This window comes from Streptomyces venezuelae (assembly GCF_008642355.1).
GTDB classification, from domain to species: Bacteria; Actinomycetota; Actinomycetes; order Streptomycetales; family Streptomycetaceae; genus Streptomyces; species Streptomyces venezuelae_B.
Map to the genome: position 1 here is coordinate 6,714,866 of NZ_CP029193.1, position 22,257 is coordinate 6,737,122.

The window sequence follows — 22,257 nt, forward strand, 5'->3', positions numbered from 1 at the left end:
ACTCACACGAGCTCGGGCGCGGGCGGCTGCTCCCGGGACTCCGGCACGGGCTCACCGTCCGCCTGCCGGGGCAGCCGCACCGGCTCGGGCCGCGCGTCCCACGCGCGGGTGGTCCGCACGTACACGTAGATCACCGAGAGCATCGCGAGGACGACGAGGGGACCGGACAACCACGGGTGTTCGGCCATCTGCACCGGCAGGAAGCGGTACGAGGCGAGGAGCGCGGCGAACACGGCGGTGCCGTATCCGACGAGACGGACCCCGGACCGGTCCCAGCCGCGGTCGAACGTGCGCAGACCCGCCTCGACCGTGAGCGAGAACACCACGCCGGCGAGGAGGTCCACGCCGTAGTGGTAGCCGAAGCCCAGCGTGGCGGTGAGGGTCGCGACGAGCCAGAACGTGCCCGCGTACCGGAACCAGCGCGGCCCCTTGCGGGAGTGGATGAAGATCGCGGTGGCCCACGCGGTGTGCAGGCTGGGCATGCAGTTGCGCGGGGTGATCCCGTCGTACGGCACCGGATGCGGGACGCCGATCTGTACCGGGGTGTGCGGCCACAGGTCGGCCACCGCCCACTGGAGACCGCCGGTGCCCGAGGTGCCGGGGCCGTACGCGAAGATCGGCCCGACCACCGGGAAGATCATGTAGAAGGCGGGCCCGATGAGGCCGATCAGCAGGAACGTGCGCACCAGGTGATGGCGTGGGAAGCGGCCCTCGGCGGACACGTTGCGCAGCTGGTACAGGGCGACGACGACCGCGGCGACCGCGAGCTGCGCGTAGACGAGGTCCGTGGTGTGCCGGACGACCGGGCCGCTCGCGTCGAGGAGCCGGCCCGCGAGCCACGACGGGTTGCCCAGGGCGTGGTCGGCGACGGCCACGTACGGGTCGAGGACGGTCGGGCGGGTCTTGGCCGTGATGAGCAGCCAGGTGTCACCGGTCTTGCGGCCCGCCACGAGGAGCAGGCCGAGACCGACGCCCTTCAGGAGCAGGATCCGCTGCTCGCCGGTGCGGCGGGTGAGCGCGAAGACAGCGACGCCCAGCATGGCCCAGAGGGCGCCGTTGCCGAAGAACTGTCCTTCCGGCACATCGGCGTCGACCGCCCGGCGCACCAGGATGAACACGGCGTCGATGCCGATGGCGGCACCGGCCGCGATGAGTCTCTGCCGCCAGGTGAGGACCACCATCATCAGCGCGAGACCGCCGTAGAGCGGCCCCGGTTTGGGCGGGAACAGCACTTCGCGCGCCTGATTGGTGAGCGGGCCGGGCTCGCCGCCGTAGTGACGGGCGGCGACCTCCAGGGCGATGAGCAGCCCGAGGGCCACCACACCCGCCCCGGCCCACAGGAGCACCCGTGGCCGACGCCACGCGGCGCGCTCCATGCTGCGGTCTATTCGCGAATACACCCCGAAACTATAGGTTTCTTTCGGCCGGACCGGTCCGGCGGGGGAGTCAGCCTCCCGGCTGCGTGGCGTAGTGCGCGTCTATCCGCGCCCGGTAGCTGGGGTCGGTGACCCGCAGGTCCCTGTCGAACCGCGGGGCGTCTCTGACGTGGTCCTTCGTGTGGGGCACGTGGACGGTACGGGTCGCCTCGTCGACGTGCGAGACGACCCAGAGGGGCAGCAGGACCTTCTTGCTCAGGAGCGTCCCGCCGGTGTCGACGACGATGTGGTCGGGCGCCACTTCCTCCGAGACCGGGTCGACCTTGCCGATCGGCCCGTCGCTGCCCTCCACCGCGCAGTCCAGGAGGCGGGCGACGGAGACGTGGCTGTGCGGGCTCCCCGGGGCCGGGACTCTGTCGGTCATCGCGCGGTTCCTCTCCGCCGCAAGCGGCATCGGCATCAGTGCTGTGTGCGACCGCTGAGTGCGACTGCTCTGGGCGACCGCCGTGTGCAACCGCTCTCAGTGACGCGTGGTAGCCGCATGCTCGCGTCGGCGCGGATGAAACGTGGCCCGGCGCCCTCACCCCTGCCGGGTGGGGCCGCACGGACAGCGTTGCGGGACCTTCACATCTCCGGACCGGTGAAGGCGCCCCGGAGGGGCAACCGGGAGAGAACGCCGCGGGGAGGTTGCCGCAGATGTTGATAGTCGCTCTCTTGTTGTTGCCGGTCATGGGGCTGCTCCTGATCGGTATGGATCTGATCGAGAGCCGTCTGGAAGCAGAGGCCCCACCGCCCTCCGGCCGCCACCGGCGCCACCTGCGCCTGATCCCCGGGCACGCCGGACGCCCCCGGCCGTCCGGCGCCTCCGGCCAGCACCGCGGGGGACGCCGGGTGACGGTGGCGGGGGCACGCCGCGAGGACGAGGCGGCCTGAGGCCGGTACGGAAGGTCCTGACGCCGGTAGTGGCGGTGGGGCGGGAGTGCTAGGAGGGCGGGTGCCTGACGTCCTCCCGGTACTCCTGTGCCTGCTGCCTGACCGAGGGGGGAAGCTCGCCGACCGCCAGGTCGGCGAGCGTCACCCGTTCCAGGACCTGGCGCAGGCTCACCCGCACCGCACGCCACACGTCCGGCAGCGCCGCCGCCGGGCCCGGGTAGCTGAGCTCGCTGAGCTTGAGGTCGCGGATGTTCGCCAGCGAACCGTCGATGGCCCGGATGACGTCGGCGAGTGAGATCTCCTCCGGCGGCCTGGCGAGCCGGTACCCGCCGTCGGGGCCACGACTGCTGTGCACGAGACGGTGCTGGCGCAGCTCGCGCAGGATCGACAGCAGGAAACGCACCGGTATGTCCTGTGAGTCGGACAGCTGCTCGGCCTTCTGCGGGGACTGCGGACTGCGGGCCAGTTCGGCCATCGCCCGTATCGCATAGTCCGTCCGGGCCGTGATCCGCATATGCTCCACCCTCCGTGGGCCGGTCGGGGCCACGCCAGGTCGCTTTCGGCCAACCTGCCGCTGGTTCCCGACATTTGACGAACCGCAGGGGGCACTGCGTCCACCCCCTGGCATATAACCTATCGAATTGGTGGACAATCCCTCGCGGAGGTGCAGATGCTCTCCAGCACACGCGCACAAGCCCCGCACAGACTCGTGGTGGTGGGCGCCGGCGCCGCCGGAACCATGGTCGTCATCCACGCCGCCGAGGAAGCGGTCCGGCGCCGTCGGCCGGTGCGGATCACCCTGGTCGACCCGGGCCCGCGGACCGGCGCGGGCGTGGCCTTCGCCACGGACGATCCACGGCACCTCCTCAACGTGCCCGCCGGGAACATGAGTTGCCTCCCGGACCGCCCCGGTCACTTCGTCGACTGGCTCGTCGCGAACCGCGACGCCACCGCGACCGCCCGCTCCTTCGTCCCCCGACGCCACTACGGCGACTACCTCGCCGCCACCTCGGCCGCCGCCGTCGACCGGGCGGGCGACCTGGTCACCCACCGGAGGCTCCACACCCGCGCGACCGCCTGCGCCTGGCACGGCGACCGAGCCCGCCTGACCCTCGCCGACGGCAGCCGCCTCACCGCCGACAGCGTGGTCCTCGCCACCGGCCCACTCGCGGCGCGCTCCCCGTGGGCGACGCCCGAACTCCGCGCGTCCAAAAGGTTCGTGAGCGACCCCTGGGCCCCCGACGCGCTGACGGGACCGCTCGCCGACGACGCGGACGTACTCCTCGTCGGCAGCGGCCTCACCGCTGTGGACGTCGCCCTGACCCTCGCCCGCCCCGGCCGCACCGTCCACGTACTGTCCCGCCACGGCCTGCTGCCCCGGGCCCACGCCGTCGCGCCGCTGCCACCCGTGACGCCAACCGAACCCCTGGAGGGCCTGCCGCTGCGACCGCTGCGGGCGGCGGTCCTGCGGCACATCCGGGAGGTCACGCGCGCACACGGCGACTGGCGTCCGGCCGTCGACGGCCTGCGGCCGCTCACCGCCCGCCTGTGGGGCGCGCTGGGGGACGAGCAGCGAGCGGAGTTCCTGCGCACCGACCGGTCCCGCTGGAACGTGGCCCGGCACCGGATGGCGCCGGAAACGGCGGAGGCGGTGTCCCGGCTCAGGGCCGCACGGAGGCTGCGCCTGCACGTGGGCGACGCCGCCGACACCCGGATCGATCCGGACGCGCTGACCTTCACACCGGAGGGCTCGGCACCCGTACGGGTCGGCTGGGTGGTGGACTGTTCCGGGCCGGGCCTCCGCCCGGCCGCATCCGACGACCCACTGCTGACCTGCCTGCTGTCGTCCGGACTCGCCCTGCCGGGACCGCTGGGCATGGGCTTCGCCACCACCCCCGGCGGCCAACTGCGGTCCCGCGACGGATACCGCTCGATGTGGACGCTCGGTGCGCACCGGCGCGGCGAACTGTGGGAGACCACCGCCGTCCCGGAGATCCGGCAGCAGGCCGCGGACATCGCACGCTCGATCCTCTGCGCCGCCCGGACCGACAGCGCCCCCGCGGTCGCCGCTGATACCCCGGTCGTCGTGGCCTCCCCACCGTCGGCGCGGGTGCGCCACCGCACCGGCTGCACGGTCTGGCTCACCGGACTGCCCAGCGCCGGAAAGAGCAGCGTCGCCCGCGAACTGGCCACCCGACTGCGGTCGGAGGGACACCGCGTGGAGGTCCTCGACGGGGACGAGATGCGCTCCAGCCTCTCGACGGGGCTCGGCTTCTCCCGCGAGGACCGCGACACGCACGTACGACGCGTCGGCATGGTCGCCGAGGTGCTCGCCCGCAACGGCGTCATCGCGCTGGTCCCGGTCATCGCGCCCTACCGGGCCAACCGCGAGAGCGTCCGGCTCCGCCACGACCTCGCGCGCATCCCGTACCTGGAGATCCACGTCGCGGCACCCGTGGAGGTGTGCTCGGTACGGGACGTGAAGGGCCTGTACGCCAAGCAGGCCGCCGGTGCGATCAAGGGGCTGACCGGAGTGGACGACCCGTACGAGGCGCCCGAGCGCCCCGACCTGCGCCTGCACACGCACCGCGAGCCGGTCTCCGTCTCGGCGGACGGCATCCACCTCATGCTCACCGAACGGGGGCTCATATGACCACGGTCGCGTCAACCACCGCGGGACTGCCGACCGACGGCGCACCCCACCTCTCGCACCTGGACGTGCTGGAGTCGGAGGCGGTGCACATCTTCCGCGAGGTGGCGGGTGAGTTCGAGAACCCGGTGCTGCTGTTCTCCGGCGGCAAGGACTCGATCGTGATGCTGCACCTGGCGCTGAAGGCGTTCGCCCCCGCGGCGATCCCCTTCTCGCTGCTGCACGTCGACACGGGACACAACTTCCCCGAGGTGCTGGAGTACCGCGACCGGGTGGTGGCCCGGCACGGGCTGCGGCTGCATGTCGCCTCCGTGCAGGACTACATCGACCGCGGAGTGCTGCGCGAGCGCCCGGACGGCACCCGCAACCCCCTCCAGACGCTGCCGCTGACGGAGAAGATCCAGAGCGAGCGGTTCGACGCGGTCTTCGGCGGCGGGCGCCGGGACGAGGAGAAGGCGCGGGCGAAGGAGCGGGTGTTCTCGCTGCGCGACGAGTTCTCGCAGTGGGACCCGCGCCGCCAGCGCCCCGAGCTGTGGCAGCTCTACAACGGCCGCCACGCGCCGGGTGAGCACGTGCGCGTGTTCCCGTTGTCGAACTGGACCGAGCTGGACGTGTGGCAGTACATCGCCCGCGAGGACATCGAGCTGCCCGGGATCTACTTCGCCCACGAGCGTGAGGTGTTCCGGCGGGCGGGGATGTGGCTGACGGCGGGTGAGTGGGGCGGGCCGAAGGCGGGTGAGACGGTCGAGACGCGGCTCGTGCGGTACCGCACGGTCGGTGACATGTCCTGCACCGGCGCCGTCGACTCCGACGCGACGACGCTGGACGCCGTCATCACCGAGATCGCCGCGTCCCGGCTCACCGAGCGCGGCGCGACCCGCGCCGACGACAAGATGTCCGAGGCCGCGATGGAAGACCGCAAGCGCGAGGGGTACTTCTGATGAGCGTTCCCAGCGGCACGACCGGCTCCACCGGCTCCACCGGCGCCACCAGCAGGACCGGTGCCACCGTCGACACGCTGGCCTTCGCCACCGCCGGTTCCGTCGACGACGGCAAGTCCACCCTCGTGGGACGGCTGTTGCACGACTCCAAGTCGGTCCTCACCGACCAGCTGGAGGCCGTGGAGCGCGTCTCCGCGAGCCGTGGCGCCGACGCCCCCGACCTCGCCCTCCTCACCGACGGCCTGCGCGCCGAACGCGAGCAGGGCATCACCATCGACGTCGCCTACCGCTACTTCGCCACGGCCCGGCGCCGGTTCATCCTCGCCGACACCCCCGGCCACGTGCAGTACACCCGGAACATGGTCACCGGCGCCTCCACGGCCGAGCTGACGGTGATCCTGGTGGACGCCCGCAACGGCGTCGTCGAGCAGACCCGCAGGCACACCGCCATCGCCGCCCTGCTGCGCGTCCCGCACGTCGTCGTCGCCGTCAACAAGATGGACCTCGTCGGGTACGAGGAGTCCGTCTTCGCGGAGATCGCCGGGGAGTTCACGGCGTACGCGACCGGGCTCGGCGTCCCCGAGGTCACCGCGATCCCGATCTCGGCGCTCGCCGGGGACAACGTGGTGGAGCCGTCCGCGCACATGGACTGGTACGGCGGCCCCACCGTCCTGGAACACCTGGAGACCGTGCCCGTCGGCCAGGACCCCGCGACCCGCGCCGCCCGGCTGCCCGTGCAGTACGTGATCCGGCCGCGCACCGCCGAGCATCCGGACTACCGCGGCTACGCGGGCAGGATCGTCGCCGGTACGTTCCGCGTCGGCGACGAGGTCACCGTCCTGCCGTCCGGCCGGACCACGCGGATCTCCGGCATCGACCTGCTGGGCGAGCCGGTCGACGCGGCGTGGCCGACGCAGTCGGTGACGGTCCTGCTCCAGGACGACGTCGACGTCTCGCGCGGCGACCTGATCGTGCCGAGCGCTGCCGCGCCGGCCCTCACACAGGACGTGACGGCGACGGTCTGCCACGTGGCCGACGCGCCGCTGACCGTCGGACAGCGGGTGCTGCTCAAGCACGGCACCCGCACGGTCAAGGCCATCGTGAAGGACATCCCGTCGCGGCTCACCCTCGACGACCTCTCCCAGCACCCGCATCCCGGCCGGCTCGTCGCCAACGACATCGGGCAGGTGCGGCTGCGCACCGCGGAGCCGCTGCCCCTCGACGCCTACGCCGACTCGCGCCGCACCGGTTCGTTCATCCTCATCGACCCGGGCGACGGCACCACGCTGACCGCGGGCATGGTGGGCGACTTCGCGGCGGGGGCCACCGCTTGCGGCCGATGACCGCGTAACTCCCGCCGCCGGACCGCCGCACCTCGCCGTCCTCGAACCCGGCGCGAGCAGCGCGATGAACGCGGCGCATGGTGGCACGAAAGGGCGGCTGAGCCCGGACGCCGAGCCGGCCGAAGCGACCGTAGCGGTCGTCCGTCGCCTATCGTGCGCGCGAGAGCGGGGCCGCCGAACCCCGCCCGCAGCCGAGGGGAAGCAGTGGAGTCGAACAAGGTGTCCAAGCCCGCCGCCGGGGTTCCGGACGAGCTGCGGCGGCGGCTGGGGGTGCCGGACGCGGTGACGATCGGGCTGGGGGCGATGATCGGCGCGGGCATCTTCGCCGCCCTGGCCCCGGCGGCCCGCGCCGCCGGCTCCGGGCTGCTGCTCGGCCTCGCGCTCGCCGCCGTCGTGGCCTACTGCAACGCCACCTCGTCCGCACGGCTCGCCGCGCAGTACCCGGCCTCCGGCGGTACCTACGTCTATGGACGTGAGCGCTTGGGCGAGTTCTGGGGCTACCTGGCGGGCTGGGCGTTCGTGGTGGGCAAGACCGCCTCCTGCGCGGCCATGGCCCTGACCGTCGGCTCCTACGTCTGGCCCGGCCAGGCCCACGCGGTCGCGGTGGCCGCCGTGCTCGTCCTGACCGCGGTCAACTACGCGGGCGTCCAGAAATCCGCCCTGCTCACCCGCGTCATCGTCGCCGTCGTCCTCGCGGTTCTCGTCGCCGTCGTGGTCGCCTCGCTCACGTCCGGCGCCGTCGACACGGCGCACCTGGACATCGGCGCGGATGCGACGGCGGGCGGTGTGCTCCAGGCGGCGGGCCTGCTCTTCTTCGCGTTCGCCGGCTACGCCCGCGTCGCCACACTCGGCGAGGAGGTGCGCGATCCGGCCCGCACCATCCCGCGCGCCATCCCGATCGCGCTGGGCATCACCCTCGTCGTGTACACCCTCGTCGCCGTCTCCGTCCTGCTGGTCCTGGGCCCGGACGGTCTCGCCGCCGCCGGAGCGCCGCTGACCGAGGCCGCGCACACCGCCGGCGCCGACCGGCTCGCGCCCGTCGTACGCGTCGGTGCCGCCCTGGCCGCCCTCGGCGCCCTGCTCGCCCTCATCCTCGGCGTCTCGCGCACGGTCCTGGCGATGGCCCGCGACCACCACCTGCCCCACGCCCTGGCCGCCGTGCACCCGAAGTACAAGGTTCCGCACCGGGCCGAACTCCTCGTCGGCGCCGTCGTCGCCGTGGCGGCGGCGACCACGGACGTCCGCGGAGCGATCGGGTTCTCCTCCTTCGGCGTCCTGGCCTACTACGCCATCGCCAACGCCTCCGCCTGGACCCTCACCCCCGCCGAAGGCCGCCCGAACCGCGCCGTCCCCGTCGTCGGCCTCACCGGCTGCCTCGTCCTGGCCTTCGCCCTGCCGCTGTCATCCGTGATCACGGGAGCGGCCGTCCTGCTCGTCGGGGCGGCGGTCTTCGGGGCGCGCCGCAGGGCGGCCCGAGCCACGTGACGAAGCCGGGACCTCCGAAATCGTGCGGGGTCGCGGACCGTAGGTGTCCTCAACCACCGTTAGCGTGCCGTCCATGAAGAACACGTCGGCTTCGGGCCGGTCAACGCCCGTCCTGGGAACCCGTGCCCTCAACCGCGCCACCCTCGACCGGCAGCACCTCCTGCGTCGGACGGATGAGCTGTCGGTCAAGGATGCCGTCGGCCATCTCGTCGGTCTTCAGGCGCAGAACGTCAAGCCGCCCTACTACGCCCTCGCCGCCCGCCTCGCGGACTTCGATCCCCGCGAGCTCTCCACGCTCCTCGAAACCCGTGAAGTCGTCCGTATCGTCACCCTGCGCTCCACCATCCATCTGCACACCGCCGCCGACGCCCGCACCCTGCGGCCGCTCGTCCAGGGCGCGCGCGAGGCGGAGTTGACGGGGTTCAGGAAAGGGCTCGTCGGCGTCGACCTGGCGGAGCTCGCGGACATCGCGCGGGCGGCCGTCGAGGCCGAGCCGCACACGATGAAGCAGCTCCGTGAGGTGCTGCTCGTGCGGTGGCCCGACGCCGACCCGCAGTCCCTCGCCGTCGCCGCCCGCTGTCTGCTGCCGCTCGTCCAGGTCACCCCGCGCGGGCTGTGGCGGCGCAGCGGGCAGGTCGCGCTCACCACGCTGGGGGAGTGGGTCGGGGGTGACGGTTCCTCGGGGGCCGCATCCGGCGTCGGCTCCCTCGACGACACCGTCCTGCGGTACCTCGCCGCCTTCGGGCCCGCCTCCGTCAAGGACATGCAGACCTGGGCCCGCCTCACCCGGCTCCGTGCGGTGTTCGAGCGGCTCCGGCCCCGGCTGCGTACGTTCCGCGACGAGAACGGCGTCGAGCTCTTCGACCTGCCCGACGCACCGCGCCCCGACCCCGACACCCCGGCCCCGCCCCGCTTCCTTCCCGAGTACGACAATCTTCTGCTGTCGCACGCAGACCGGACCCGTGTCATCCCAGCCGCGTACAGAGGGCGCACGTGGAAAGGGAACTTTTCGTACTGCGTCTTCCTGCTCGACGGGTTTCTCGCGGGAGTGTGGCGGCTGGAGGAGGACCCGAGGAGTGGGCAGGCCCTGCTCACCATCGAGCCTTTCGGGCGTGCGCTCGGGCGCGCGCAGCGGGAGGAGTTGGTGCGGGAGGCCGAGTGGATGCTGACGCGTGTCGCGGAGACGTCGTCGTCGTACGACATCCGCTTCGGGAGCGTCATCGGCGACTGACTCACGCCCTCAGGTACGTCAGCACCGCCAGCACCCTGCGGTGCGTCTCGTCGGTCTGCGGCAGGTCCAGCTTCGTCAGGATGTTGCCGATGTGCTTGCCGACCGCCGCGTCGGACACCACCAGCTCCCTGGCTATCGCACCGTTCGACTTGCCCTCGGCGATCAGCGCGAGCACCTCGCGCTCGCGAGGCGTGAGCTGCTCCAGCGGGTCGCGGCGGCGGCGCAGCAACTGGCGCACCACCTCGGGGTCGACCACCGTCCCGCCGTCCGCCACCTTCCGCAGCGCCTCCACGAACTCCTCGACCTGGCCGACGCGGTCCTTGAGGAGGTAGCCGACGCCCGATCCGTCGCCGGAGTCCAGGAGTTCGGCGGCGTACGACCGCTGCACGTACTGACTGAGGACCAGGACCGGGAGCGCGGGGCGCCGCTCGCGCAGCCGTACCGCCGCGTGCAGGCCCTCGTCCTGGAAGTCGGGCGGCATGCGCACGTCCGTGACGACGATGTCCGGGGCCTGCTCCTCGACCGCGGCGACCAGCGCCCGCGCGTCCCCGACGGCCGCCACCACCTCGTGGCCGCAGCGGGCGAGCAGTCCGACGAGTCCCTCGCGCAGCAGCACGCTGTCCTCGGCCAGTACTACGCGGAGCGGTCGGCCGCCCTGGTCAACTCGCAAGGAAACTCCACACGCAACAGAGTCGGCCCGCCCGGCGGACTGGTCAGGGCAAGTCTGCCATCCAGGACCGACACCCGGTCCGCGAGACCCGTGAGGCCGCTGCCCGCCGCCGGATCCGCGCCGCCGCGGCCGTCGTCGTGCAGCTCCAGGCAGAGGCGTCCGGCGCGATGTCCGCCGGATATCCGCGCGCGCTCCGCCCCGCTGTGTTTCTCGATGTTGGCGAGCGCCTCGCAGACCACGAAGTACGCCGCCGATTCGACCGCCTGCGGGGTCCGGCCCGGCAGCCGCAGCTCCACGTCGACGGGGACCGCGCAGCGGTCGGCGGCGTCGGTGACCGCGGCTTCGAGGCCGTAGTCGGTGAGGACCTTCGGGTAGATGCCCTGGATGAGTTCGCGCAGCTCCGCGAGCGCGTCGCCCGCCTCACCGTGTGCCTTGGCCAGTTGGTCGGCCAGCGGGCCCGGCGGGGCGTCGAGCCGGGCAAGACCCAGCGTCATGGACAGGGCCACGAGGCGTTGCTGGGCGCCGTCGTGCAGGTCGCGCTCGATACGGCGCCGCTCGGCCTCGAAGGCGTCCACCAACCGGGCGCGGGAGCGCGCCAGTTCGACGACCCTGGCGCCCAGCTCGCCCTCGGGTGGGGAGAGCAGGAGACGGGTCAGGGCGGCTCGGGCGCCCGCCGTGGCGCCGAGCACGTACGCGCCGGGGGCCAGCAGGAGCAGGCCGAGGACAGCGACGGCGTACGCGGCTGGCCACGTGGTCACCGTCCACTGCTTCAGCACCTTCGCCTCGTCGCCTTCACCGGCCGTCGCCATCAGCAAGGGTGTCGCCACCACCGAAAGCGGCAGGAACAGGGCGACCACGATCGCCACGGCGTCGACCGGCCACAGGAGCACGGCGAACAGCAGGGCGTACCCGAGCTCCCGCCATGTCATCGGCTCGCGCAGCCGGGTGGTCAGCCAGGGGCGCAGGCCCGGCTCGGTCGGCACCTGGTGGCGTCCCGCCGCCGGGGCGCGGCCGACCAGGCGGAGCCTGCGCCGTTCCGTCCCCGCCACCGGGATTCCGCCGAGCGCGGCCACGACGAGCAGCGGAAGCCCGACCAGGACCAGGGTGAGCGCGCCGCAGACCGCCGCCACCACGACGATCACCACCAGGGTGACGGCGCCGGTCACCGCGCCGGTCAGCAGGTACGCGGCGGCGCGCCAGGGCCAGGCCGACAGGAGGAAGCCGGGCCGGGACATGGCCCGCCAGAGGTTCCCTTGCCGCCCGGCCCCCTGCGGCACGTTCCGAGGATGCATGCGCACGACCGTACGGGGACGCCGTCGGCCGCTGCCATCAGGCCGGGGCCCGTATCCGGGGTATGCCTGGCCCTACCCCGGGTCTCGGTCCCGCCGTACTGCGTCACCAGGGGCTTTCGCGGTTTCGTGGTGCCACCGACGAGCCGAGGAGCGGGTACTGGTGGCACGACACATGACAGACGACGCGATCCGATTGCGCGCTGTGACGCGGCGGTTCGGCTCCGGCGGTACGTCCGTCACCGCCCTCGACGACGTATCGCTGACGTTCCCCAGGGGGACGTTCACCGCCGTGATGGGGCCGTCCGGGTCCGGCAAGTCGACGCTGTTGCAGTGCGCGGCGGGTCTGGACCGGCCCACGTCCGGGTCGGTCACCGTGGGCGGCACGGAGCTGGCCGGGCTGGGCGAGAAACGCCTGACCCTGCTGCGCCGCGAGCGCATCGGCTTCGTGTTCCAGGCGTTCAACCTGCTGCCCTCGCTGACCGCCGAGCAGAACGTGGCCCTGCCCCTGCGCCTTGCCGGGCGCCGCCCCAGGAAAGCGCAGGTGCGCGAGGCGCTCCGGCAGGTCGGACTCGGCGACCGGGCGCGGCACCGGCCGACGGAACTGTCCGGCGGCCAGCAGCAACGGGTCGCCCTCGCCCGCGCCCTGATCACCCGGCCCGACGTGCTGTTCGGCGACGAACCGACCGGCGCGCTCGACTCGCGGACCGGCGGCGAGGTGCTCGCCCTGCTGCGCGGCATGGTCGACCGGGAAGGCCAGACGGTCGTCATGGTCACGCACGACCCCGTCGCCGCGGCCCACGCGGACCGTGTGGTCTTCCTCGTCGACGGGCGGGTCAACGGTGAACTGAGCGGCGGGTCCACACGGTTGAACGGCGCCGCCTTCGCCGACGCCATCGCCGCCCGCATGACCAACCTCGAGGCGGCACCGTGCTGAGCGCCATGCCGAGCACCACCCTCCGTACCCTCCGCCACCGCTGGCCCACCTTCGTCGGCAGCTTCGTCGCGCTCTCCCTGGGCGTCGCCCTCATCGCCGTCATGGCACTCGCCCTGGCCTCCTCGCAGGACGCACCGGCACGGGGCCCGGACCGGTTCGCCGCCGCGCCCGTCGTCGTCAAGGGACAGGACACCCTCACGGTGCCCACCTCGCCCGACGACCCCACCCGCACCCGCATCCACACGCGCGAGCTCGCCCAGCCGCACCCCGTCCCGGACGCGCTGGTCGCGAAGCTGCGGCGTCTCGGGACCGTCGTACAGGACCGGTCGTTCGCCGTGCGGGCGGAGCGCGGTCCGGACGACCTGGTGGGCCACCCCTGGTCCACCGCGGCCTTCGCGCCGTACGAGCTCGACGCGGGACGCGCGCCCCGCGCCGCGGACGAGGTCGTCGTCAGCGGGGACTGGGCCCGTCCCGGCACCCGGCTGCGGACCGGCGGCGGCACCGTGCGCGTCGTCGGCACCGTCGCGGGACTCGGCTTCGAGAACGCCGTGTTCCACACCGACGCCCGCGCGGCCCGACTGTCGCCGCGCAGTCTCCAACTCGTGGTGGATGCCGCCCCGGCGGCCGTGCGCGAGGTGGTACGCGCAAGCGACGGCGGCGGTGTCCGGGTTCTCACCGGTGACGCGCGCCGCTACGCCGACGCCGACCCCGACCGGGACAGTGAGGCGCTCACCGCCATGAACGCCCTGTTCGGCACGGCGGGCGGTGTCTCCGGATTCGTGTCGGTGTTCGTCGTGGCGTCCACCTTCGCCTTCGCGGTGGCCCAGCGGCGCCGCGAGTTCGGGCTGCTCCGCACGGCGGGGGCGACCCCCGGGCAGATCCGCCGCATGGTCGTCGCCGAGGCGCTCGCGGTCGGCGTGCTCGCCTCGGCCGCCGGCTGCGTGCTCGGCGCCTGCGGAGCACCACGTCTCGCCGCGTGGGCCGTCCACGAGGGCCTCGCGCCCCGCTGGTTCACCATCGGTGACCACACCTGGCCCTACCACGCGGCGTTCTGGACCGGCCTGCTCGTCGCTCTGTGCGGTGCGATGGCCGCGTCCTGGCGTGCGGGGCGCACCGGCCCCACCGAAGCGCTGCGCGAGGCGTCCGTCGACACCCGGCCCCTGACGTGGGGCCGATGGGCGGCGGGCTCCGCGCTCCTGGCCACCGGCGCGGTGACCCTGGTCCTGGCTCTGGTGACGGCACCGGGCGAGCTGCTGCAGCGCAAGACCTATGTGAGTCGGCCCATGCTGCTGATCACCGCCGTCGCGCTGCTCGCGCCGGTGCTGGTGCGGCCGTTGGCCCGGCTGGTCGCCTGGCTGCCTGCCCGGCTGCCGGGTGCGGGCGGGATGCTCGTACGGGAGAACGCCGCCGCCGGGGTGCGCCGTACCGCCGCCGTCGCCGCTCCCGTCCTCGTCACGGTCGCGCTGGCCGGGTCGCTGCTCGGCGCCACGGCGACCCTCGGCGGGGCGAAGGCGACGGAGGTGCGGGAGCGGACGGCCGCCGACTTCGTGGTCACCTCGGCGGGTGATACCGGGTTCGACGAGCCGGCGCTGCGGCGGATCCGGGCCGTGGACGGCACCACCGAGGTCGCGGCGAGTTCGTCGACCGCCGTGTACGTCCTGGAGGACGGCGTGGCGCTCATCAGGTCCGACGCCAGAGCCGTCGAACCGGGACCCCTCGCCGCCACGGCACGCCTCCCGCTGGCCGCGGGGAGGGCGGAGGACCTGGACGACGACTCGATCATCGTCAACGAGGAGTGGGCGGAGCACACCGTGGGCGAGCGGGTGGACGTGTGGCTCGGCGACGGCAGGAGGAAGTCCCTGCGGATCGCGGCCGTCATGACCACCGGCACGGGTGACAACGGCGCCTACGTCACCCCGCACAACGCCGCCGCGGCACCCGTCGACCGGGTCGACGTACGCCTCGCGGCGGGTGCGGACCCGGCCGCAGCGGCCTCGGACCTGCGCGAGGCGGTGCGGACGTCGGGCGGAAAGGTGCTCACGAAGGACGAGTGGGTGCGGGGGACTGCCCCCGCGGCCGACCGGACGACCCGGGTGGGCCTCTTCATGGTCCTCGGGATCGCTCTCCTCTACACGGGCGTCTCCCTGGCCAACACGATGGTCATGGCGACCTCCGACCGGACCCGCGAACTGACGGCACTGCGGCTGGCCGGCGCCACGCGGTGGCAGGTGCTGCGCCTTGTCGCCGCGGAGGCCCTGACGGTGGTGGTGATCGGCGGGCTGCTGGGAACTCTGGTCGCCGGGCTCAACCTGGCGGGGATGTGGGGCGCGCTGGGGCTGCTCTCGGTGTGGACGCCCGTCGTGATCCCGTGGGCGACGCTCGGGGCGATCCTGTGCGCCTGCGCGGTGCTCGCCGTGGTGGCGTCGGTCGTCCCTGCGGGTCTGGCGCTGCGGGCCGGGCGGGACGTCCCGTACAGGCCTTGAAGCCCGCTGAGGCACCTGTAGCCCCTAAGGCAACAGGCCCTCCCTGCGCGCCGCCACCACCGCTTCCAGGCGCGTGTGCGCACCCAGTTTCCGCATGGCCGAGCGCAGGTAGCCCTTCACCGTCTCGGGGCGCAGGCCGAGGCGTTCCGCGGCCGTCGCGTTCGTCACTCCGGCGGCAACGCAGGACAGCACGTCGACCTCGCGCGGGGCGAGGGCCACCGGGCGGTCCCGGGGGTGGCCGGGGAGGAGTGCCGCCGTTTCCAGGCGGCCGCACACCGCGAGGAGTTCGGCCCGCAGGGACGCGTCGGTGACCCGCGGGGCCAGCGCGCGCAGCGCCCCGTGCGCCTCCCGCACCTGCTCCCACGCCTCCGGCCCCGGCCCCGGCCCGGGTCCCGGACCCGGGCCCCCGCCCGGCCCCGCCACCGTTTCCCGCGCCGCCGCGAGCAGCGACCGCACCTCGTCCCGTACGACCAGCGCCTGCTCCACGTCCCGCGCCGCGGCCACCGCCGCCGACAGCGCCCGGTCGCCGAGCGGCTGGGCCGCGCGCAGCGCGCCGTACAGGACTCCGCGCACCCGGCGACGTACGACCACGGGCACCGCCAGCACCGACCGCAGGCCCTCCGCCGCGACCGCCGCGTCGTACTCGTGGCTGATGTGCCGCGAGACGCGGTAGTCGGTGACCGCGCAGGGCCGTGACAGGGCGACCGCCTTGCCGCCGAGGCCGTTCCCCGACGAGATGGCGAGGCCCTGCAGCGCGCGCGTACCCGTGCCGATGAGTTCGCCGATGCGGACCTGGCGCGGCCCGTCGAGCAGACCGCCGAACGCCACCGGTAGCCCCGTGCCGCGGCGCAGCCGCAGCAGAGCGGCCCGCATCTCCACCGTCTCGCCGCCGTCAGCCGACACGCGCCCGCCCTTTCACCTCGCGACACCCCCGTCCGGGGGTAGTGAGATCCGCCTCACGAATTACACGATGTTCCGTAGCGTCCGGCAATGAGTACGGCAGCACGAGCGACGGCACGAGCTTCAGCACAACTAGGGGTGCACATGACGACTGACGGCACGAGCGCCACGGAGCAGTTCCGTACCGCACGGGATTTCCTCCTGCGGCATCGAGAGGACTACGCCGCCGCGTACGAAGGCTTCGCCTGGCCGCGGCCCGAACGGTTCAACTGGGCGCTCGACTGGTTCGACGTCATCGCGCAGGACAACGACCGCACGGCCCTGCACATCGTCGAGGAGGACGGCACGGAGTCGCGCTTCTCCTTCGCGCACCTGTCCGCCCGCTCGAACCGGGTCGCCAACTGGCTGCGCGCGCTGGGCGTCCGGGCCGGCGACCGTGTCGTCGTCATGCTCGGCAACCAGGCCGAGCTCTGGGAGATCGCGCTCGCAGCGATGAAGCTGCGCGCCGTCGTCATCCCGGCGACACCACTCCTCGGCCCCGCCGACCTGCGCGACCGCATCGACCGCGGCCGCGCCCGGCACGTCGTCGTACGCCCCGAGGACACCGCGAAGTTCGACGACGTACCCGGCGACTACACACGGATCACCGTCGGCGGGGAGCCCGGGGCCGCGCGCGACGGATGGATCCCGTACGCCGGTGCCGACGACGACACCGCGCACACCACCCCCACCCCCGACGTCTTCGAGCCCGACGGCATCACCCTCGCCGACGATCCCCTGATGCTCTACTTCACCTCGGGCACCACCGCCCGGCCCAAGCTCGTCGAGCACACCCATGTCTCGTACCCCGTGGGCCACCTCGCCACGATGTACTGGATCGGCCTCAAGCCCGGCGACGTCCACCTGAACATCTCCTCGCCCGGCTGGGCCAAGCACGCCTGGTCGAACCTCTTCGCCCCGTGGAACGCGGAGGCGACGGTCTTCATCCACCACTACGCCCGCTTCGACGCCGCACGGCTCATGGCGGAGATGGACAGGGCCGGCGTCACGTCGTTCTGCGCGCCGCCCACCGTGTGGCGCATGCTCATCCAGGCCGACCTGACCCAGCTGCGCACCCCGCCGCGCGAGGTCGTCGCGGCCGGCGAGCCGCTCAACCCCGAGGTCATCGAACAGGTGCGGCGCGACTGGGGCGTCACCATCCGCGACGGCTTCGGGCAGACCGAGACCGCCGTGCAGGTCGCCAACTCGCCCGGACAGAAACTGAAGCCGGGCTCGATGGGCCGCCCCACCCCCGGCTTCGCCGTCGAGCTCCTCGACCCGGTGACCGGCGCGCCCGGCGCCACGGAGGGGGAGATCGCCCTGGACCTCGGCCCGGACCCGGTCGGCCTCATGGCCGGCTACCACGGCGACCCCGAGCGCACGGCACAGGCGATGGCCGGCGGCTACTACCGCACCGGCGACATCGGCTCGCGCGACGCCGACGGCTACATCACCTACGTCGGGCGCGCCGACGACGTCTTCAAGGCGTCCGACTACAAGATCTCCCCGTTCGAGCTGGAGAGCGCGCTCCTGGAGCACGAGGCGGTCGCCGAGGCCGCGGTCGTGCCCGCGCCCGATCCGGTGCGGCTCGCCGTGCCGAAGGCGTACGTCGTGCTCGCCGAAGGGTTCGAACCCGGCCCCGGCACGGCCAAGTTGCTCTTCGAGCACTCGCGCGCGGTGCTCGCCCCGTACAAGCGCGTGCGCCGCATCGAGTTCGGCGCGCTCCCCAAGACCGTGTCGGGCAAGATCCGCCGCATCGAGCTGCGCGAGGCGACCGCCGCGGGTTCGGACGCGGAGTACCGCGAGGAGGACTTCCGGTGAGCGGACGAGACGAAGCACTTTCCAGCGCGCTCTCCTACGCGCACGGTACGAGCGGTACGCCGCTCCTCGGCGACACCATCGGGCGGAACCTCGACCGGGCCGTCGTGACGTGGCCCGACCGGGACGCGCTCGTGGACGTCGCGGCGGGCACGCGATGGACGTACGCGGAATTCGGCGCCGACATCCGGCAGTTGGCGCGCGCGTTCCTCGGTGCGGGCGTCGCCAAGGGGGACCGTGTCGGGATCTGGGCGGTGAACTGCGCCGAGTGGGTCCTCGTGCAGTACGCCACCGCCCGCATCGGCGCCATCATGGTCAACATCAACCCGGCGTACCGCGCACACGAGTTGGAGTACGTGCTCAACCAGTCCGGCGTCTCCGTCCTGATCGCCACGCAGGCCCACAAGAGCAGCGACTACCGCGCGCTCGTCGACGAGGTGCGGCCCCGCTGCCCCGAACTGCGCGCCGTCCACTACATCGGGGACGAAGGATCGTGGGGTGCGCTGCTGACCGCGGCCGACGGAGTGACCGACGCACGACTCGCGGCCCGCGAGGCCGAGCTGAGTTGCGACGACCCCGTCAACATCCAGTACACCTCCGGCACCACCGGCTTCGCCAAGGGCGCCACGCTTTCCCACCACAACATCCTCAACAACGGCTACTGGGTGGGCCGTACCGTCGGCTACACCGAGCGGGACCGCGTCTGTCTGCCCGTGCCCTTCTACCACTGCTTCGGCATGGTGATGGGCAACCTCGGCGCCACCTCGCACGGCGCCTGCATCGTCATCCCCGCCCCGTCCTTCGACCCGGTCGCCACGCTGCACGCCGTCGAACGGGAGCGCTGCACCTCTCTGTACGGCGTGCCGACGATGTTCATCGCCGAGCTGAACCTCGCCGACTTCGCGACGTACGACCTGAGTTCGCTGCGCACCGGCATCATGGCGGGCTCGCCCTGCCCGGTCGAGGTGATGAAGCGCGTCGTCGCCGAGATGCACATGGAGGAGGTCTCCATCTGCTACGGCATGACCGAGACCTCACCCGTCTCCACGCAGACCCGCCGCGACGACGACCTGGAACGCCGCACCGGCACGGTCGGCCGGGTCCTGCCGCACATCGAGGTCAAGGTCATCGACCCCGCGACCGGCGTGACGCTGCCGCGCGGCGCCTCCGGGGAGTTGTGCACGCGCGGGTACAGCGTGATGCTCGGCTACTGGGACGAGCCGGAGCGGACCGCCGAGGTCATCGACTCCGGGCGCTGGATGCACACGGGGGACCTCGCGGTCATGCGCGAGGACGGTTACGTGCGGATCGTCGGCCGCATCAAGGACATGATCATCAAGGGGGGCGAGAACATCTACCCCCGCGAGATCGAGGAGTTTCTGTACGGCCACCCGAAGGTCGCGGACGTGCAGGTGGTGGGCGTCCCCGACGAACGGTACGGAGAGGTGCCGCTGGCCTGCGTGATCGTGCGGGACCCGGACGACGCCCTCACCCTGGAGGAACTCCAGGCGTACTGCAAGGGGAAGTTGGCCCACTACAAGATCCCGGCGGCCCTGCGCGTCCTGGAGGCGTTCCCCATGACGGTCTCCGGCAAGGTCCGCAAGATCGAGCTCAGGGAGCGCTACGGGGAGTGAGGTCGCTGCGCATGCACAGACGGGGCCACCGGTCGAGGCCTGGCTCCGCCTCGTGCGCGCGGATGGCACGCAGAGCCGGGGTGAGTCCGGCGTCCGCGAGCGGACGGAAACCGACGCGGGCGTAGTACGGGGCGTTCCATGGCACGTCGGCGAACGTCGTCAGCGTCAACGCGGTCGCACCCTCCTCCCGGGCGCGACCCGCGGCGTACCCGATCAGCGCACGCCCGACGCCGCGGCGGGCGGCACGGGGGTGCACGGTGACCTGCTCGATGTGCGGCGCGTGGTGGTCCACGGTTCGCCCGCCGCGCGCTCGATGTCCTGGAGCGCGGGCAGGTCGGTGGCGGTGGCGGGGCGGATGCGCATGCGCATGCGGTGAATATGGCCCGGCCAAAATGTGTTGTGCCGGGGCGGGGCGAGCGGGGATCGTGGGCCGGTCCGTCGAGCAGGTGGACCTTCCCGTCGATCCCCTGGGGTGCGTGTGCGTCTGTCCGAGGCCGGTGATCCCGAGGAGCCCGGGACCGTCGAAGCCGGAGCCGGATCCGGAACCGCGGGCCCCGCCGGGGTGGGGCCGTCCGGTCTGAGCCGGGGCATGGTGTTGCTGCTCGCCGTCACCTGTGGCGTGGCCGTCGGCAACGTCTACTTCCCGCAGGCCGTCAGCCCCCTGGTCGCCGACGGACTGCACGTGTCGGCCGACGCCGCCGCGCTCGTCGTGACCGCCACGCAGTTCGGATACGCGGGCGGCATCTTCCTCCTCGTACCGCTCGGCGACCGCGTCCCGTACCGGACGCTCATCGTCACGCTCCTCTCCCTCTCCGGCCTCGGCCTGCTCGGCGCGGCCGCCGCGCCCGGGATATCGCCGCTGATCGTCGCGAGCGTCCTCGTCGGCGTCACCACCGTCGTGGCGCAGGTCATCGCGCCGACGGCGGCAGGACTCGTACCGGAGGAGCGGCGCGGCGCCGTCGCGGGCACGCTCCTGAGCGGGTCGATCGGCGGGATGCTGCTGTCGCGTGTCTTCGGCGGGACGGTGGGGGAGTGGCTTGGCTGGCGCGCGCCGTACCTGATGACGTCGTTGGTCGCGCTGCTCATCGCGTGCGTACTGGCCCGCGCGCTGCCCTGGTCGACCGCGCCCACCCGGCAGCGCTATCCCGCCCTGCTCGCCGCGTCCCTGCGGCTCCTGCGCACCGAGCCCGACCTGCGCCGCTCCGGCTTCTACCAGGCGATGATCTTCGGTGGGTTCTCCGCGCTGTGGACCGGCGTCGCGCTGCTCCTGACCGGGCCCGAGTACGGGCTCGGCGCGTCGGCGGTCGGCGTGCTCGCGCTGGTCAACGCGGCGACGATGCTCTGCACGCCGGTGGCGGGACGCCAGGTGGACCGCCGGGGCTCCGACGCGGTGAATCTCGTCTGCATGGTCGCCGTCCTCGTGGCCGCCGCCGTCCTGTTCGCGGGCGGCCTCGGCGGGGCGGTGGGGCTCGCCGCCCTCGCGGTGGGGTCGCTGCTGCTCGACGTCGCGATGCAGTCCGGCACGGTCGCCAATCAGGTACGGATATTCGCACTCAGCGACGAGGCGCGGGCCCGCCTCAACACCGCGTACATGACCTGCGCGTATCTGGGCGGAAGCGTCGGCTCGTGGCTGTCGGTGCACGCGTACGGGGCCTTCGGCTGGCCGGGGGTGTGCGGCCTGGTCGCCGTCCTCACGACGCCGGCGCTGCTCCGGCACGTGGCACACATGCGCGGCGCCGGGTCCCTCACGCGCCCGTAGCCACCAGTTCGTACGCCGCTCCGTTGACCGGCTGGGGGGTGCCGGTCGTGTCCATCGTGAAGAGAGGGACGCCCAGGGAGTCGGCGCGTGTGCGGGCCTCGGACGTATAACCGGCGAGGGAGAAGAACGCGCACGCCACGGGGGTGTCGCCCGCCTCCGTCAGCGCGGTCAGCCACAGGCACTCGATGTCCCGCGGGGCGGTGGGCCGCGGCGCCGGCTCGACCTGCGCGAGCATGCCGCGGGCGGCGATCCGGGACCCGGAGGGCGGGCGCCGCGTGGTGCTGCGGGTGTTCAGGTACCCGAGCCAGCGCAGGTAGAGGGCGGCGACGGTCACGGCATCGCGGGCGTCGCGGATCGTGACGGGGTGGAAGGCGGGGCGGGGACGCGGGGCGGTACGCGGCAGGGGGATGTGAGCGGGGTGTCCGGGCGGCACGCGGGTCGCCCCCGCGACCGGAACACGCAGTACCGCCCCGCAGGAGCAGTCCAGCTCCGGGTGGGGCCAGTGGCCCTCGTGCCCGCACGCCGCGCAGCGCGCCGTGATCCAGGACTCCGCCCAGGTGCGGTCCGTGACCGGTTCGGGAGTCGCGTCCCGGCCCACCGCCGGGGCCACGGGGGCGCCGCACGCGCAGGGGTAGGACGGCGGGGCGTACACGTGCTCGCGCCCGCACTTCGGGCACCGTATCGGCACTGTCGGGACCATCGGCACGCCACTCTCCGTCACCGCCGCCGTCACCACCCCGGGTCTCTCCCCATCCTCCACCCAAGCGTT

18 protein-coding genes and 2 pseudogenes are annotated in these 22,257 nt (G+C 73.1%); 12 read left to right on the forward strand and 8 right to left on the reverse strand.

Annotated elements, in window-relative coordinates; translation table 11 throughout:
- Positions 1–2: 2 nt before the first annotated feature.
- Together DEJ47_RS30695 and DEJ47_RS30700 are read right to left on the reverse strand one after the other, a co-directional pair.
- Positions 3–1,376, reverse strand: coding sequence for a phosphatase PAP2 family protein (locus tag DEJ47_RS30695; RefSeq protein ID WP_150175968.1), 1,374 nt, complete (start codon positions 1,374–1,376; stop codon positions 3–5).
- A gap of 70 nt (positions 1,377–1,446) precedes the next feature.
- Positions 1,447–1,800 (reverse strand): PRC-barrel domain containing protein, encoded by a 354-nt coding sequence (locus tag DEJ47_RS30700; RefSeq protein ID WP_150173709.1) that lies wholly within the window; start codon positions 1,798–1,800, stop codon positions 1,447–1,449.
- A 272-nt stretch (positions 1,801–2,072) separates the two neighbouring features.
- Here DEJ47_RS30700 and DEJ47_RS30705 point away from each other — a divergent pair, with 272 nt between their 5' ends.
- Complete coding sequence (locus DEJ47_RS30705; protein WP_150173711.1) at positions 2,073–2,309, forward strand: hypothetical protein; 237 nt, start codon at positions 2,073–2,075, stop codon at positions 2,307–2,309.
- 49 nt (positions 2,310–2,358) lie between these two features.
- Here the strand turns inward: DEJ47_RS30705 and DEJ47_RS30710 are convergent, their stop codons facing one another.
- Entirely contained in the window at positions 2,359–2,823 is a 465-nt protein-coding gene (locus DEJ47_RS30710; protein ID WP_150173713.1) for an RrF2 family transcriptional regulator, read from the reverse strand.
- A gap of 156 nt (positions 2,824–2,979) precedes the next feature.
- On the opposite strand from DEJ47_RS30710, the pseudogene DEJ47_RS37150 reads away from it, so the two are divergent.
- From DEJ47_RS37150 to DEJ47_RS30735, 6 genes and pseudogenes are all read left to right on the forward strand, one after another.
- A pseudogene (locus tag DEJ47_RS37150) lies at positions 2,980–3,660 on the forward strand (FAD/NAD(P)-binding protein); the annotation flags it as partial.
- Positions 3,661–4,395: 735 nt separating this feature from the next.
- Positions 4,396–4,962, forward strand: coding sequence for an adenylyl-sulfate kinase (gene cysC, locus DEJ47_RS37155; protein ID WP_223828768.1), 567 nt, complete (start codon positions 4,396–4,398; stop codon positions 4,960–4,962).
- Positions 4,959–5,900, forward strand: coding sequence for a sulfate adenylyltransferase subunit CysD (gene cysD / locus DEJ47_RS30720; protein ID WP_150173717.1), 942 nt, complete (start codon positions 4,959–4,961; stop codon positions 5,898–5,900). Before cysC ends, cysD begins: the two co-directional genes overlap by 4 nt.
- Positions 5,900–7,243: a sulfate adenylyltransferase subunit 1 gene (locus DEJ47_RS30725; protein WP_150173719.1), complete on the forward strand. Its 1,344-nt coding sequence runs from the start codon at positions 5,900–5,902 to the stop codon at positions 7,241–7,243. Before cysD ends, DEJ47_RS30725 begins: the two co-directional genes overlap by 1 nt.
- 219 nt (positions 7,244–7,462) lie before the next feature.
- Positions 7,463–8,728 carry an APC family permease gene (locus DEJ47_RS30730; RefSeq protein ID WP_150175969.1) on the forward strand — a complete coding sequence of 422 codons (1,266 nt, stop codon included), beginning with the start codon at positions 7,463–7,465 and terminating at the stop codon, positions 8,726–8,728.
- A 73-nt stretch (positions 8,729–8,801) separates the two neighbouring features.
- Entirely contained in the window at positions 8,802–9,959 is a 1,158-nt protein-coding gene (locus tag DEJ47_RS30735; protein ID WP_150173721.1) for a winged helix DNA-binding domain-containing protein, read from the forward strand.
- 1 nt (position 9,960) lies between these two features.
- On the opposite strand, the gene DEJ47_RS30740 is transcribed toward DEJ47_RS30735, so the two are convergent.
- The gene (locus DEJ47_RS30740; protein WP_150173723.1) at positions 9,961–10,629 is read right to left on the reverse strand and encodes a response regulator; all 669 of its coding nucleotides are present in this window, start codon (positions 10,627–10,629) and stop codon (positions 9,961–9,963) included.
- A complete protein-coding gene (locus tag DEJ47_RS30745; RefSeq protein ID WP_150175970.1) occupies positions 10,593–11,864 on the reverse strand; it encodes a sensor histidine kinase in 1,272 nt (423 codons plus the stop codon). Before DEJ47_RS30745 ends, DEJ47_RS30740 begins: the two co-directional genes overlap by 37 nt.
- 229 nt (positions 11,865–12,093) lie before the next feature.
- On the opposite strand from DEJ47_RS30745, the gene DEJ47_RS30750 reads away from it, so the two are divergent.
- The gene (locus tag DEJ47_RS30750; RefSeq protein WP_150173725.1) at positions 12,094–12,855 is read left to right on the forward strand and encodes an ABC transporter ATP-binding protein; all 762 of its coding nucleotides are present in this window, start codon (positions 12,094–12,096) and stop codon (positions 12,853–12,855) included.
- Positions 12,856–12,860: 5 nt separating this feature from the next.
- Positions 12,861–15,338: an FtsX-like permease family protein gene (locus DEJ47_RS30755; RefSeq protein WP_150173727.1), complete on the forward strand. Its 2,478-nt coding sequence runs from the start codon at positions 12,861–12,863 to the stop codon at positions 15,336–15,338.
- A gap of 24 nt (positions 15,339–15,362) precedes the next feature.
- Here DEJ47_RS30755 and DEJ47_RS30760 read toward each other — a convergent pair whose 3' ends face one another.
- On the reverse strand, positions 15,363–16,211 hold the full coding sequence (locus DEJ47_RS30760; protein WP_150175971.1) for a helix-turn-helix transcriptional regulator: 849 nt from the start codon (positions 16,209–16,211) through the stop codon (positions 15,363–15,365).
- A gap of 171 nt (positions 16,212–16,382) precedes the next feature.
- Here DEJ47_RS30760 and DEJ47_RS30765 point away from each other — a divergent pair, with 171 nt between their 5' ends.
- A complete protein-coding gene (locus DEJ47_RS30765; RefSeq protein ID WP_150173729.1) occupies positions 16,383–18,098 on the forward strand; it encodes an AMP-binding protein in 1,716 nt (571 codons plus the stop codon).
- Positions 18,095–19,729 (forward strand): AMP-binding protein, encoded by a 1,635-nt coding sequence (locus DEJ47_RS30770; RefSeq protein ID WP_150173731.1) that lies wholly within the window; start codon positions 18,095–18,097, stop codon positions 19,727–19,729. Before DEJ47_RS30765 ends, DEJ47_RS30770 begins: the two co-directional genes overlap by 4 nt.
- Here DEJ47_RS30770 and DEJ47_RS30775 read toward each other — a convergent pair.
- Positions 19,707–20,092, reverse strand: a pseudogene (locus tag DEJ47_RS30775) (GNAT family N-acetyltransferase). The gene DEJ47_RS30770 and the pseudogene DEJ47_RS30775 overlap by 23 nt on opposite strands.
- Positions 20,093–20,207: 115 nt before the next feature.
- On the opposite strand from DEJ47_RS30775, the gene DEJ47_RS30780 reads away from it, so the two are divergent.
- Positions 20,208–21,488 (forward strand): MFS transporter, encoded by a 1,281-nt coding sequence (locus tag DEJ47_RS30780; RefSeq protein ID WP_398337054.1) that lies wholly within the window; start codon positions 20,208–20,210, stop codon positions 21,486–21,488.
- On the opposite strand, the gene DEJ47_RS30785 is transcribed toward DEJ47_RS30780, so the two are convergent.
- Positions 21,475–22,188, reverse strand: a complete 714-nt coding sequence (locus DEJ47_RS30785) for a hypothetical protein (RefSeq protein ID WP_150175973.1) — start codon at positions 22,186–22,188, stop codon at positions 21,475–21,477. The genes DEJ47_RS30780 and DEJ47_RS30785 overlap by 14 nt on opposite strands.
- Positions 22,189–22,257: the final 69 nt, after the last annotated feature.